Genomic DNA, 13104 nt, shown 5'->3' on the forward strand with positions numbered 1-13104 from the left:
TCAGCTGTCCCGGTCGGTGGGGCGCGCGCCGGCGTCGGCCCGGCCCGCGTTCGTGCGCTCGGCGTCGGTTCGTTCCGGGCCGGAGTCGGTGTCGGAGTCGGCGCCGTCGGCGTCCGCGCGGTCGGCGTCGTCCGCGTCGGCCGTAGTGGCGTCGGGCGTGGTGGCGTCGGGCGCTTCGGCCGTGGTGGCGTCGTCGTCCGGGGATTCGGCCCGCTCGTCGTCGGCCGGGGGCAGCACGCCGGTCTTGCGGTACGTGTCGAACTGCTCCTCGCTCACCACCCGGTAGCCCTCCGGCACGACCGGCCGGGCGGCGGCCTCCCGGGCGGAGAGGTCGACCTGGGAGACGTCCCCGGACGGGGTGGGCGCGGCGGCCGGCTCACCCACCGGCACGAGGTATTCGCGGGGGCCCCGGACCCGGACGAAGTAGGCAAGCGCGCCGAGGAAGACGAGCACGGCGGTCCAGACGTTGAGCCGTACGCCGAGGATGAGGTTGGCCTCGTCGGTGCGCATCAGCTCGATCCAGAACCGGCCCACCGTGTAGCCCATCACGTAGAGCGCGAACGCCCGGCCGCGGCCGAGCCGCAGCTTGCGGTCGAGGTAGAGCACCAGCGCGGCGACGCCGACGTTCCAGAGCGCCTCGTAGAGGAACGCCGGGTGGTAGAGCCCGGGCTGGAGCACCGGGTTGCCGGCGTCGTCGCGCAGCGCGTGGCCCGGGTTGTCCGGGTCCATCACGTGCACCTCAAGACCCCAGGGCAGTGTGGTCCGCCCGCCGTACAGCTCGTTGTTGAACCAGTTGCCCAGCCGGCCGACGGCCTGTGCCAGCGGCAGCCCCGGCGCCAGCGCGTCGGCGATCACCGTGAACGGGATGCCGAGCTGCCGGGCGGCGAGCCACGCGCCGACCGCGCCACCGGCCACCGCGCCCCAGATGCCGAGCCCGCCCTCCCAGATGTAGAGCGCCTTGAGCGGCTCACCGCCGGCGCCGAAGTATTTCTCCGGCGACGTGATCACGTGGTAGATCCGCGCGCCGATGATGCCCGCCGGCACCGCCCAGACGGCGATGTCGAGCACCGCGCCCGGAGCGACGCCGCGGCGGCGCAGCCGGTACTCGGTGACCACGCAGGCCACCACGATGCCGAGGATGATGCAGAGCGCGTACGCCCGGATCGGAACCGGACCGAGCTGCCAGACGGCGGTGCTGGGGCTGGGCATGGCCGCCAGTGGGGTCATCGGGGCGAGGGTCACGGGTGCACACGGTACCTGTGCGGACTGTGTGTGCGGCACCCCGGTCGGCCTGCCGCGCGGGTCGGATGACTTCTGGTTTGCGCGGTCGTAGGCTCTTTGTCCATGAGCCCGCTCACATGGGCGGTCGCCGCGGTCGTCATCGACGGGTCGGGCCGGCTGCTGCTCTGCCGCCGCTCCGACGGGGCGCGTCGCTGGGCGCTGCCGGGCGGGCGGCTGCGCCACGACGAGAGCCCGGCGGACGCCGTCGTCCGGGCGGTCCGCGCGGAGACGGGCTGGACGGTCGAGCCGGTCGACCTGGTCGGCCTCTACCGCGTGATCGGCCCGCGGACGCCCGCGCCACCGGCCGGGCGCTGCGGCGCGCGCCCCGACGTGCTGGTGCACGTGTTCCGCGCCGGGCCGGCCGGCGTCGAGCCGCTGAGCGAGCCGGCGGCCGGGTGCCTGCCGCGGTGGTGGCCACCGCAGGAACTGCCCGACGTGCTGACCCCCGCAACGCGCGCGGCGATCGCGGACGCGCTCGCCGGCCGCTCCGGCGTGCTGCGCCACACCGCTTCCGGTGACGCGCTCACGCCGTCCGGTGACGGGCAGCCCGCCCCGCCCGGCCAGCGCGCGTCCGAGCAGGCCGACAGCAAGCGCTGACCGCCCTCCCGCTCGCTTGATCGACACCAGTTCGGCGGAGTGGCGGTGTCCCGGCGTCCTGGACCACGCCAACTCGGCGAAATGGAGTCGATCAAGCAGGTGGCAACGGTGTGGAGCAGGGCGTCAGCGGGCCGGGTTGCGGACGCCCTCGGCCAGTTCGGCGCTGAGCTTGCGCAGGGCGGTCAGGCCGGTGGCCTGGTCCGGGGCGTCCAGCACGCAGCGGACCAGCGCGCTGCCCACGATCACCGCGTCGGCGTACCCGGCGACGGTGGCGGCCTGCGCGCCGGTGCCCACGCCCAGCCCGACGCCGACCGGGATCTCGGTGACCTCGCGCAGCCGGGAGACCAGCACCGGGGCCGCCTCGGAGGTCTGCGCCCGGGCGCCGGTGACACCCATGATCGCGGTGGCGTAGACGAAGCCACGGCAGTGCTCGGCGGTCATCCGCAGACGCGCGTCGGTCGAGGACGGGGAGACCAGGAACGTCCGGTCCAGGCCGTGCGCGTCCGAGGCGGCCAGCCACTCGGCGGCCTCGTCGGGGATCAGGTCCGGGGTGACCAGGCCGGTGCCACCGGCGGCGGCCATGTCGCGGGCGAACGCGTCCACGCCGTACTGCTCGATCGGGTTCCAGTAGGTCATGGTGACCACGCTCGCCCCGGTCGCGGCGACCGCCTCGACGGCGCGCAGCGTGTCCGCGACGCGGACGCCACCGGCGAGCGCGATGTCGCTCGCCTTCTGGATGACCGGGCCGTCCATCACCGGGTCGGAGTACGGGATCTCCACCTCGATGACGTCCACGCCCGCCTCGACCATGGCCTTCATGGCGGCGATGCTGCCCTCGACGGTCGGGAAGCCCGCCGGCATGCAGCCGACCAGCACGGCCCGTCCGTCCGCGCGCGCCTTGTCGAAGGCGACCCCGATGCGGCTCACGCTGTCACTCCTTGTCGAGGATGCCGAAGTACGCGCCGGCGGTGTGCACGTCCTTGTCGCCCCGGCCGGACAGGTTGACCACGATCAACGGCTCGCGGCCCAGCTCCTCGGCGAGCCGGGGGGCGATCGCGCGGGCGCCGGCGAGCGCGTGCGCGCTCTCGATCGCCGGGATCACGCCCTCGGTGCGGCAGAGCAGCTCGAACGCGGCCATCGCGTCGGCGTCGTCGACCGGCAGGTAGGTGGCCCGGCCGGTGTCGTGCAGCCAGGCGTGCTCCGGCCCGACGCCCGGGTAGTCCAGGCCGGCCGAGATCGAGTGCGACTCGATGGTCTGCCCGTCGGCGTCCTGCAGGACGTACGTGCGGGTGCCGTGCAGCACGCCCGACGAGCCGCCGGTGATGCTGGCGGCGTGCCGGCCGGTGTCGACGCCCTCGCCGCCGGCCTCGAAGCCGTAGAGGCGCACCCCGGCGTCCGGCACGAACGCGTGGAAGATGCCGAGCGCGTTGGAGCCGCCGCCGACGCAGGCCGCGACCGCGTCCGGCAGCGTGCCGGTCAGGTCCAGGCACTGCTGGCGGGCCTCCACGCCGATGCCGCGCACGAAGTCGCGGACCATCTCCGGGAACGGGTGCGGTCCGGCGGCGGTGCCGATCAGGTAGTGGGTGCTGTCGACGTTGGCGACCCAGTCCCGCATCGCCTCGTTCATCGCGTCCTTGAGCGTGCGCGAGCCGGCGGTCACCGGGACGACAGTGGCGCCGAGCATCCGCATCCGGGCCACGTTGAGCGCCTGCCGCTCGGTGTCCACCTGGCCCATGTAGACGACGCATTCCAGGTCGAACAGCGCGGCGGCGGTGGCGGTGGCCACGCCGTGCTGGCCGGCGCCGGTCTCCGCGATCACCCGCTGCTTGCCCATCCGCTTGGTGAGCAGCGCCTGGCCCAGCACGTTGCGGACCTTGTGCGCGCCGGTGTGGTTGAGGTCCTCGCGCTTGAGCAGGACCCGCGCGCCGATCTGCGCGGAGAAGCGCCGGGCCTCGTAGAGCATCGAGGGCGTCCCGGCGTAGTCACGCAGCAACGAGTCGAACTCGGCGAGGAAGTCCTCGTCGCCCATCGCCTTGCGGTACGCCGCGTCCAGCTCGTCCAGCGCGGCGACGAGCGCCTCGGGGACGAACCGGCCGCCGAACCGGCCGAAGTGACCGGCGGCGTCGGGAACCTGGCCGGCTGCGGGTACGGCGCTCATCGCGGGCGTCCTCTCGGATCGGGTGGCCCGGCGGCTCAGCGCACCGGGCGGGGCGTGGCCGGGTGGTTGCCGGCGTTCACCAGCTCGGCGACCGCTTCGCGCGGGCTCTTCTGGGTGACCAGGCCCTCGCCCACCAGGACGGCGTCGGCGCCGGCCGAGGCGTACCGGATCAGGTCGTGCGGGCCACGCACGCCGGACTCGGCGATCTTGACGACGCTGCTCGGCAGGCCGGGCGCGATCCGCTCGAACACCGAGCGGTCGACCTCCAGCGTACGCAGGTCACGGGCGTTGACGCCGATGACCTGGGCGCCGGCCTCCAGGGCGCGGTCCGCCTCCTCCTCGGTGTGCACCTCGACGAGCGCCGTCATGCCCAGCGACTCGATCCGCTCCAGCAGCCCGACCAGCACGTTCTGCTCCAGCGCGGCGACGATCAGCAGCACCAGGTCGGCGCCGTGCGCGCGGGCCTCGTGCACCTGGTAGCTGGAGACGACGAAGTCCTTGCGCAGCACCGGCACGTTCACCGCGGCCCGCACCGCCGCCAGGTCGTCGAGCGACCCGCCGAACCAGCGGCCCTCGGTGAGCACGCTGATCGCCCGCGCTCCCCCGGCCGCGTAGTCACCGGCCAGGTCCGCCGGGTCGGCGATCTCGGCCAGCCGCCCCTTGGACGGCGACGAGCGCTTCACCTCGGCGATCACGGCCACGCCAGGGCGGCGCAGGGCCGCGTACGCGTCCAGCGGTGGCGGCGCGGCGGCGGCCAGTTCACGGATCCGCTCCAGCGGAACCTGCTCCTGGCGCCGGGCCAGGTCCTCGCGTACGCCGGCCAGGATCTCGTCGAGCACCCCTGCGGACGGCGCCGCTCCGGCGTCGTCCCCCTCCGCGTGCGCATGCTCAGCAGTCACCAACGGACTCCCCTCTCCGGGCGTCATGGGCCGATGCTAGGGGGCGCCACCTGGCGACGAGTGCCCGGGGGTATGGCGCACCTCACGACATGGGCTGTGGCATGATGGCCGACTTCCGGTGAACGCCATGTCACGCAGCGCCACGCTGGCATCGACCGTCACCCATCCCCTATCTCACCACGATCGCTCCGGGCCCGCAGGACCGGTTCCGGCGACGTCTGTGACCAAGCTCAAGGACCTCCGGCCCTGCCCAGGTCGGGCCCGCTGCAGGACCGTTGACCTGTGCTTCATGAGGGCGAAACGTGAGCCCGGCAGCATCGTCCTCAGGCAGACTCGACACCGGCGGCCGCGACCGCCGACAACCATCTCGTGCGGGGTGACCATGAGCGCCAACGGGCCGACCCAGACCATCGGCTTGACCACCATCTCCCGGACCGTCGCCTCCCTCGCCTTCGGCGTGGTGCACACGCTGGAGCGCGCGGTGGCCGGTGACGGCCGGACGCGCACCGCCCAGGGCAACGCCTGGGAAGCCGTCTGCGCGGACCGGGCCCGTGCCGCCCAGCGCCGCGAGCTGGAGCGGCTGGTGGCCGAACTGACCGCCGCACGGGCCGCGGCCCGACAGCGGCGCGACGCGCGCGAGGCGCAGCCGGTCAGCTGACCGTCGGGTCCTCGCCCCGGTCCAGCGCGTCCCACGCGTCCCGGGTGCCCCGCTCGACCGCGGGCCGGCCGGGCTCGGCCGCCGGCGCGGCCCGTCGCTCGTAGCGCGCGCCCATCGCCGGCCAGTCGTCGCCGCGCAACGCGGTGAACGCGCCGCCGGCCGCGAGGGCCAGGCCACCGGCCAGCACCAGTGCGGGCCACTGCCGGCTCACCCCGGCCTCGGTGAGGCCGATCCCGCCGCCGACCGTCACGGCCAGGCCGACCGCGCCCAGCAGCAGGCCGAGCAGCCGGCGCAGGCGGCCCCGGGTGGCGAGCACCGCGCCGCCGCCGGCCAGCCCCACGTAGGTCAGCGCCAGCACCCAGGGCAGCAGGTCCGCGCCGGTGCGGTCGGCCCGGCCGGGCGGCAGCGAGCCGCGGGCGGTCACCTCCACCGACCAGGTCCGGGTCACCGCCCAGCAGGCCAGGCCCGCGCCGGCCAGGCAGAGCAGCACCGCGTACGCGAGTTCGCGCCGGCCGCGGGCCGCCGGCGCGGTGGCTCCGGGCGCGCTCACCGGGCTGCCCGCAGCGTCTCGGCGGCGGCGATCGCGGCGAGGACGGCGGCGGCCTTGCTCCGCGTCTCCTGGTCCTCGGCGGCCGGATCGGAATCGGCCACGATTCCGGCCCCGGCCTGCACGTAGGCGCGACCGTCGCGGATCAGCGCGGTACGGATGGCGATGGCCATGTCCAGGTCGCCGCCGAAGACGAAGTAGCCGACGGTGCCGCCGTAGACGCCGCGCCGGACCGGTTCCAGCTCCTCGATGATCTCCATGGCGCGTACCTTGGGCGCGCCGCTGAGCGTGCCGGCCGGGAACGTCGCGGCGAGCGCGTCGAAGGCGGTGCGGTCGGCGCGCAGCTCGCCGACGACTGTCGAGACGATGTGCATGACGTGGCTGTAGCGCTCGATGGTGGCGAACTCGGGCACCTCCACGGTGCCCGGCCGGCAGACCCGCCCCAGGTCGTTGCGGCCCAGGTCGACGAGCATGACGTGCTCGGCGCGTTCCTTGGGGTCGGCGAGCAGCTCGGCGGCGAGCCGGGCGTCGGCCTCCGGGGAGCGGCCGCGCGGCCGGGTGCCGGCGATCGGGTGCAGCAGGGCGCGCCGGCGCCCGTCCGGGCCGGCGCTGACCTTGAGGTGCGCCTCCGGGGACGACCCGACGATGTCGAAGCCGTCGAAGCGCAGCAGGTACATGTACGGGCTGGGGTTGGTGGTGCGCAGCACCCGGTACACGTCCAGCGGGTCGGCGTCGGTGGGCCGCTCGAAGCGCTGGCTGAGCACGATCTGGAAGCACTCGCCGGCCCGGATCGCCTCCTTGGCCGCCGCCACCGCCTTCGGGTAGCCGCCCTCCGGGGTGCGGCTGACCACCTCGCCGACGCCCGGGCGGCCGACGGTGGAGACCATGGGTGGGATCGGTCGGGACAACGCGCTGGTCATGGCGTCCAGGCGACCGACGGCGTGGTGGTACGCGGCGTCGACCCGCTCGGCCCGGTCGGGGTCGTCCAGCGGCGGCAGCACCGCGTTGGCGACGAGGATCGCCGAGCCCTCGTAGTGGTCGAGCACCACCAGGTCGGTGGCGAGCATCATGCCCAGCTCGGGCACGTCCAGCTCGTCCTCGGTCAGCTCGGGCAGCCGCTCGAAGCGGCGGACCAGGTCGTAGGCGAGGAAGCCGACCAGCCCACCGGTGAGCGGCGGCATTCCGCCGGCCGGGTCCCAGGCCGGGCCGGCGAGCGCGTCGACCGACTCGCGGAGCACGGTGACCGGATCGCCGGTGGTCGGTACGCCCGCGGGCGGCGTGCCGGTCCAGCTCGCCTCGCCGTCACGCTCGGTGAGCGTGGCGCTGCTGCGGACGCCGATGAACGAGTACCGCGACCAGGCCGTACCGGCCGAGCCGACGCCCTGCTCGGCGGATTCCAGCAGGAACGTGCCGGGACCGCCGGCCAGCTTGCGGTAGACCCCGACCGGGGTCTCGGCGTCGGCGAGCAGCCGCCGGGTCACCGGCACGACGCGCCAGCGGGCGGCCAGGTCGGCGAACGTGGACCGGTCCGGGCTGACCGCGCCGTCGGTCACGGGGTCACCTCCGGGGAGCTGACCGGCAGGTCGGTGAAGAAGCACGTGCGCTGCCCGGTGTGGCAGGCCGCGCCGACCTGCTCCACGCTGACCAGCAGCGCGTCGCCGTCGCAGTCCAGCGCCACCGAGCGCACGTACTGGTGGTTGCCGGAGGTGGCGCCCTTGACCCAGTACTCGCCGCGGCTGCGCGACCAGTAGGTGGCCCGGCCGGTGGTGAGCGTGCGGTGCAGCGCCTCGTCGTCCATCCAGGCGACCATCAGCACCTCGCCCGAGTCGTGGGCGCGGACCACGGCGGCGACCAGGCCGTCCGGGGTGCGGCGGAGCCTGGCCGCGATGGCCGGGTCGAGCCGGGACGGGCGGGCCGGGCCGGGAGCGGTGGCGCCGTTCAGCGGCGCGTCAGGGGCGGGCACGGTTGACCATTCTCCCGCACGCGGCCCCGGCACCGCCGACGTGTCCCGGGAGGCGGGCGTCACCGTCGCCGGCGCCCGGCCGAGCTGCCGCAGGTAGCGGTCCACCCGGCCGTCGGTGAGCGCCTCGGCCAGGTCGGTCCCGGCGACCCGGGCGATCTCCGCCGCGTACGGGCGCACCAGCGGGAGGATGCCGGTGACCAGCCGTCCGGCGGCGGCGGCGACCTCGGCCGGGTCGCCGTGGCGCAGCCCGAGGCAGAGCAGCATGTCGTCGCGGTAGCCGGGCGGGGCGACCGGCAGGTCCAGCGCGGCGGTCAGGGCCGCCCGGCGGGACACCACGCGCACCGACGGGTTGGCCGGCCGCAGCACCGAGGGGCAGAGCCGGGCCAGGTCGGCCGCGGCGAGCCGGACCCCGACCGGGTCACCGGCCCAGCGGTTGGCGGCGACCTTGCCCAGCGTGGCGATCAGCTCCTCCAGACGCGGCTCGTCGGCGGGCTGGCAGAGCACCGGCAGGTCGATCCGGCGCCGCCATTCCGGCACCGCCCACAGCAGCCGGGCCGGCGCGGTCACCGGCAGCCCGAACGCCCAGTCGGCGGGCTGGCCGAGCCGGCGCACCCAGGACCGGACGTCGCGGGCCGCCACCGAGACGTGCACGAGGCGACCGCCGAACTCGGTCAGGTACGCCCGCCGGGCGGCGTAGTGGCCGCCGCGCCGGGCAGCGGCGCGGGTTCCCGCGCCGGTGGCGGCACGCCCTTCGTCGGCGACCACGAGCACGTCCACGTCCACGTCGCTGTGCTCGGTGGCGGCCCGCCGGGCGTGGCTGCCTCGCAGCATGATCCCGACGACCGGACGGTCGGCGGTCTGCCGCAGACGGGCGGCCCAGTCGTCGAGGAATCCGGTGTCGGGCAACTGCGCTGGACCCACGGCGTCATGGTGCCGAGATCCGATCTTCCGGTGCCGGACTCCCTGTCCGCCACCGAGGCGTTCAGCTCGACTCCTCCTCTGCCCGCCGGTACGCGTCGATCTTGTACTCGAGAACCTTCAGGTCCTCCTCCAGCTCGGCCATCCGGGCCAGCACCCGGTCCCGGTGCGCCTCGAACAGCGCCCGGCGCGCGCCGAGCGTGCTGTCGCCGTGCCGGGCCAGCTCGGCGTAGCGGCGCATGTCGCGCACCGGCATCCCGGTGCGCCGCAGCCGGGTGAGCAGGAACAGCCAGTTGACGTCGGACTCGGTGTAGCGCCGGCGGCCCGAGGAGTCCCGTCCGACGCGGCCCACCAGGCCCTCCTGCTCGTACCAGCGCAGCGTGTAGGTGGTCAGGCCGACCCGTTCCGCCGCCTCACCCACGGTGAGGCTCATCTCCCGCGTGCTGATGTCCACGCCCTCCAGGCTTCCAGTTCGAGCGCACTCGAAGTCAAGTCCCTCGTTGCCTCGTCGAAGGAATTCATCTAGCGTTGAGTTCAACGAGTGATGAATTGACGGAGGCGAGCATGGACGACGCGGTGTCGGTCCGCGAGCTGGTGGTCGACCGGGGCGGGCGGCGGGTGTTGCACGGCATCACCTGCGGAGTGCCCCGGGGCACCGTGACCGGGCTGCTCGGGCCCAGCGGCAGCGGCAAGACCACGCTGATGCGCGCGGTGGTCGGCGTACAGACGGTCGGCTCCGGCGCGGTCGACGTGCTCGGCCGCCCGGCCGGCTCGGCCGACCTGCGCCGCCGGGTGGGCTACCTGACCCAGGCGCCGAGCGTCTACGCCGACCTGACCGTGCGGGAGAACGCCCGCTACTTCGCGGCGCTCCAGGGCCGGGGCCGCGCCGAGGCCGACCGCGCGGTCACCGACGTCGGCCTGGGCAAGGCGGCCGGCCAGCTCGTCGGCACGCTCTCCGGCGGCCAGCGCAGCCGCGCCTCGCTCGCCTGCGCCCTGGTCGGCGAACCGGAGCTGGTGGTGCTGGACGAACCCACTGTCGGCCAGGACCCGGTGCTGCGCGCCGACCTGTGGGCCCGGTTCCACGCCATGGCCGCGAACGGCACCACGCTGCTGGTCTCCAGCCATGTGATGGACGAGGCGGCCCGCTGCGACCGGCTGCTGCTGATCCGCGAGGGCCGGCTGGTCGCCGACGACACCCCCGCGGCGGTCCGCGCCGCCACCGGGACCGACGACCTGGAGGAGGCGTTCCTGCGCCTGATCCGCGAGGCCGAGGGAGAGGCACGATGAACGGACGGATCCTGGCCGCCACCACCGGACGCATCCTGCGCCAGCTCCGGCACGACCGGCGGACCGTGGCGCTGCTCGTCGTGGTGCCGTCGGTGCTGCTCACGCTCGTCTACTTCATGTACGTCGACCAGCCCACCCCGCCCGGCGCGCCCAGCACGTTCGACCGGGTGGCCCTGATCATGCTCGGCTTCTTCCCGTTCATCATCATGTTCCTCGTGACCAGCATCGCCATGCTCCGCGAGCGCACCACGGGCACGCTGGAGCGCCTGCTCACCACGCCGCTGGGCAAGCTCGACCTGCTGTTCGGGTACGGCATCGCGTTCGGCCTGGCCGGGGTGCTCCAGTCCACTGTCGCCTCGGTCGTCGCGTACCGGGTGTTCGGGCTGGAGACCGCCGGCAGCGCGTGGCTGGTCGTGCTGATCGCGGGGGTGAACGCGGTGCTGGCGGTGGCGCTCGGGCTGTTCTGCTCCGCGTTCGCCCGCACCGAGTTCCAGGCGGTCCAGTTCATGCCGGTGGTGGTGGCCCCGCAACTGCTGCTCTGCGGCCTGTTCGTGCCGCGCGACCAGATGGCCGGCTGGCTCCAGGCGGTCAGCGACGCGCTGCCGCTGTCGTACGCGGTCGAGGCGCTGCAGGAGGTCGGCGCGCACGCCGAGCCGACCGGGACGATGTGGCGGGACGTGGCGGTCGTGGCCGGGGCGGCGGTGGCGGCGCTGGTGCTGGCCGCCGCGACGCTGCGTCGGCGCAGCGGGTGAACGCGCGGCGCACCGGACGGCGGCCCGGCACCCCGGACACCCGGGACACCATCCTCGCCGCCGCGCGGGAGGCGTTCGCCGAGCGGGGCTTCGACGCCGCGTCGATCCGGGCCATCGCCGCCGCGGCCGGTGTGGACCCGGCGCTCGTGCACCACTACTTCGGCGGCAAGGAGGAGCTGTTCCGGGCCGCGACGGCGTTCCCGGCCGACCCGGGACGGCTGCTGCCGGCGGTGCTCACCGGCGGCCCGGACGGGGTCGGCGAGCGGATGGTCCGGGTCTTCCTGGAGGTCTGGGACTCCCCGGCCGGGAGCGCCGCGGTCGCGCTGCTGCGCTCGGCGGTCAGCAACGACTGGAGCGCCCGGCTGCTGCGCGAGTTCCTGGTCACGCAGGTGCTGCGCCGGGTGCTCGACCATCTCGACGTCGACCCGGCGCAGCGCGCGCTGCGCGGCGGGCTGGTCGCCACCCAGCTCGCCGGGCTGGCCATGATGCGGTACGTGCTCCGCCTCGACGCGGTCGCCACCGCCGAGCCGGCGACGCTGGTGGCCGCCGTCGGACCGACGGTCCAGCGGTACCTCACCGGCGACATCGCCTGAGCCGCCTCCGCGCCCCGCGGCGTCGACGGCGGTCCGGCCCGCCTCAGGCCGCGGCCCGGGGGCACAGCATCGGGTGCAGCAGGCGGGACAGCTCCGCCACGTCGGCCACGGGCCGCGCGAAGGCGATCCGGGCCCGCCGGGTCGCGCCGGGCCGCCCGTGCGCGACCAGCAGGCCGTACCTGTCGATCCGGACCACCCGCGGCGTCCGGTCGCCGGGCAGGTCCAGCCGCCGCCGCAGGTAGTCACCGACCTGCTCGGCGTGGTGGTCGGCCAGGTCGGCCAGCAGGGCGGCCTCGACCGGGTGCAGCGGGTCCGGCTCGGCCTCGGCGAACGCCTCCGGGTCGATGCGCCGCACCCGCCCGGCGCGCTCCCAGCGCGCCTCGGCCACCTCGAAGCGGTGCAGGTGGAACCGGCGGCCCACGTCGAGCAGGTCGCCGGTGGGTTCGGTGGCGGCGAAGTCGACAGCGGCCCGGCGCGCCTCGTCCCCGTCGAGGCGGGCCGCCCAGCCGGACACCCAGGCCCGGCCGAGCGAGGGCGCGCCGGCGGTCGGCGGCAGATCCAGCACGTCGAGCACGGTGGCCACGTCGGTGTCGCCCGGCGGCGGCACGAGCGCGGCGGCCAGGTCGCTGACCACCGGTACGAGCAGCAGCACCCGCCCGTCCGGGTCGACGGCGTGCCGGACCTGATGCGGGCCGGGGTGCCGGGCCAGGTGGACGAGGGCGGGCAACCGGCCCGCGACCAGGGTACGCACGATCTCCGCCGGGCTGGGCCGCATGATCCGCCTCCAAGGTAGGTTAGGCTTACCTAAGAAGCAGGCTAGACGATCGGAGACGTCCCCGTGAACCACCCCCGGCCCAAAGCCCGGATCTCGCGCGCCCTCGGCATCCCGCTGACCCGCAAGTGCGTGCGGTACTTCGAGCGGCGCCCCTATCCCCCGGGCGTGCACGGCCGGTCCCGCCGCACCACCTCCGACTACCAGGTGCGGCTGCTGGAGAAGCAGCGGCTGCGCCACCAGTACAACGTCAGCGAGGCCCAGCTGCGCCGGCTCTTCGACGAGGCCGCCCGGGCCGCCGGCAAGACCGGCGAAACGCTCGTCGCGCTGCTGGAACGACGTCTCGACGCGGTGGTCCTGCGCGCCGGGCTGGCCCGCAGCATCTACCAGGCCCGCCAGCTCGTCGGGCACGGCCACGTCACGGTCGACGGCCGCAAGGTCGACAGGCCCTCGTACCGGCTGCGGCCCGGCCAGGTGGTCGCGGTACGCGAGCGCAGCCGCGCGCTGCCGCCGTTCCAGCTCGCCGCCGCCGGCGCGCACGCCGACGCGCAGCCCCGGCCGTACCTGTCGGCGCAGCCGGCCGAGCTGCGCGCCACGCTGCTGCGCGAACCGGCCCGGCACGAGGTGCCGGTGGTCTGCGACGAGCAGCTGGTGGTGGAGTTCTACTCCCGCTGACCGG

At 75.1% G+C, this 13104-nt stretch carries 15 protein-coding genes and 1 pseudogene; 6 read left to right on the top strand and 10 right to left on the bottom strand.

Annotated features, from left to right (window positions below; translation table 11 throughout):
* Entirely contained in the window at positions 1-1242 is a 1242-nt protein-coding gene (gene lgt, locus MicB006_RS16975) for a prolipoprotein diacylglyceryl transferase (protein ID WP_116507393.1), read from the bottom strand.
* 102 nt (positions 1243-1344) lie between these two features.
* Between lgt and MicB006_RS16980 the strand changes: the two genes are divergently transcribed.
* Entirely contained in the window at positions 1345-1878 is a 534-nt protein-coding gene (locus MicB006_RS16980; protein WP_116507395.1) for an NUDIX hydrolase, read from the top strand.
* A 123-nt stretch (positions 1879-2001) separates the two neighbouring features.
* On the opposite strand, the gene trpA is transcribed toward MicB006_RS16980, so the two are convergent.
* From trpA to trpC, 3 genes are read right to left on the bottom strand one after another with little or no spacing between them, the layout of a single operon-like run.
* Complete coding sequence (gene trpA, locus MicB006_RS16985) at positions 2002-2805, bottom strand: tryptophan synthase subunit alpha (RefSeq protein WP_116507397.1); 804 nt, start codon at positions 2803-2805, stop codon at positions 2002-2004.
* 4 nt (positions 2806-2809) lie between these two features.
* Entirely contained in the window at positions 2810-4036 is a 1227-nt protein-coding gene (gene trpB, locus MicB006_RS16990) for a tryptophan synthase subunit beta (protein WP_116507398.1), read from the bottom strand.
* Between the two features lie 35 nt (positions 4037-4071).
* Positions 4072-4875, bottom strand: coding sequence for an indole-3-glycerol phosphate synthase TrpC (gene trpC / locus MicB006_RS16995; RefSeq protein WP_192900302.1), 804 nt, complete (start codon positions 4873-4875; stop codon positions 4072-4074).
* Positions 4876-5317: 442 nt separating this feature from the next.
* Here trpC and MicB006_RS17000 point away from each other — a divergent pair, with 442 nt between their 5' ends.
* Positions 5318-5593: a hypothetical protein gene (locus MicB006_RS17000; RefSeq protein ID WP_073831040.1), complete on the top strand. Its 276-nt coding sequence runs from the start codon at positions 5318-5320 to the stop codon at positions 5591-5593.
* Here MicB006_RS17000 and MicB006_RS17005 read toward each other — a convergent pair.
* The 5 genes and pseudogenes from MicB006_RS17005 to MicB006_RS17020 all read right to left on the bottom strand — a co-directional run bounded on the left by MicB006_RS17005 (position 5586) and on the right by MicB006_RS17020 (position 9475).
* On the bottom strand, positions 5586-6143 hold the full coding sequence (locus MicB006_RS17005; protein ID WP_116507402.1) for a Trp biosynthesis-associated membrane protein: 558 nt from the start codon (positions 6141-6143) through the stop codon (positions 5586-5588). The genes MicB006_RS17000 and MicB006_RS17005 overlap by 8 nt on opposite strands.
* Positions 6140-7693: an anthranilate synthase component I gene (locus tag MicB006_RS17010; protein WP_116507403.1), complete on the bottom strand. Its 1554-nt coding sequence runs from the start codon at positions 7691-7693 to the stop codon at positions 6140-6142. Before MicB006_RS17010 ends, MicB006_RS17005 begins: the two co-directional genes overlap by 4 nt.
* The gene (gene hisI, locus MicB006_RS32360) at positions 7690-8103 is read right to left on the bottom strand and encodes a phosphoribosyl-AMP cyclohydrolase (protein ID WP_116511493.1); all 414 of its coding nucleotides are present in this window, start codon (positions 8101-8103) and stop codon (positions 7690-7692) included. The genes MicB006_RS17010 and hisI overlap by 4 nt, the downstream gene beginning before the upstream one ends.
* 180 nt (positions 8104-8283) lie before the next feature.
* A pseudogene (locus MicB006_RS32365) lies at positions 8284-8934 on the bottom strand (phosphoribosyl-AMP cyclohydrolase); the annotation flags it as partial.
* A 151-nt stretch (positions 8935-9085) separates the two neighbouring features.
* Positions 9086-9475 (bottom strand): MerR family transcriptional regulator, encoded by a 390-nt coding sequence (locus MicB006_RS17020; protein ID WP_116507405.1) that lies wholly within the window; start codon positions 9473-9475, stop codon positions 9086-9088.
* Between the two features lie 110 nt (positions 9476-9585).
* On the opposite strand from MicB006_RS17020, the gene MicB006_RS17025 reads away from it, so the two are divergent.
* From MicB006_RS17025 to MicB006_RS17035, 3 genes are read left to right on the top strand one after another with little or no spacing between them, the layout of a single operon-like run.
* The gene (locus MicB006_RS17025) at positions 9586-10308 is read left to right on the top strand and encodes an ABC transporter ATP-binding protein (RefSeq protein ID WP_116507407.1); all 723 of its coding nucleotides are present in this window, start codon (positions 9586-9588) and stop codon (positions 10306-10308) included.
* Positions 10305-11060, top strand: a complete 756-nt coding sequence (locus MicB006_RS17030) for an ABC transporter permease (RefSeq protein ID WP_116507409.1) — start codon at positions 10305-10307, stop codon at positions 11058-11060. The genes MicB006_RS17025 and MicB006_RS17030 overlap by 4 nt, the downstream gene beginning before the upstream one ends.
* On the top strand, positions 11057-11653 hold the full coding sequence (locus MicB006_RS17035) for a TetR family transcriptional regulator (RefSeq protein ID WP_116507411.1): 597 nt from the start codon (positions 11057-11059) through the stop codon (positions 11651-11653). The genes MicB006_RS17030 and MicB006_RS17035 overlap by 4 nt, the downstream gene beginning before the upstream one ends.
* Positions 11654-11696: 43 nt before the next feature.
* Here MicB006_RS17035 and MicB006_RS17040 read toward each other — a convergent pair whose 3' ends face one another.
* The gene (locus MicB006_RS17040; RefSeq protein ID WP_116507413.1) at positions 11697-12428 is read right to left on the bottom strand and encodes a DUF2470 domain-containing protein; all 732 of its coding nucleotides are present in this window, start codon (positions 12426-12428) and stop codon (positions 11697-11699) included.
* Between the two features lie 63 nt (positions 12429-12491).
* On the opposite strand from MicB006_RS17040, the gene rpsD reads away from it, so the two are divergent.
* Positions 12492-13100, top strand: a complete 609-nt coding sequence (gene rpsD / locus MicB006_RS17045) for a 30S ribosomal protein S4 (RefSeq protein WP_116507415.1) — start codon at positions 12492-12494, stop codon at positions 13098-13100.
* Positions 13101-13104: the final 4 nt, after the last annotated feature.

The organism is Micromonospora sp. B006, from assembly GCF_003408515.1.
Classification (GTDB): domain Bacteria; phylum Actinomycetota; class Actinomycetes; order Mycobacteriales; family Micromonosporaceae; genus Micromonospora; species Micromonospora echinospora_A.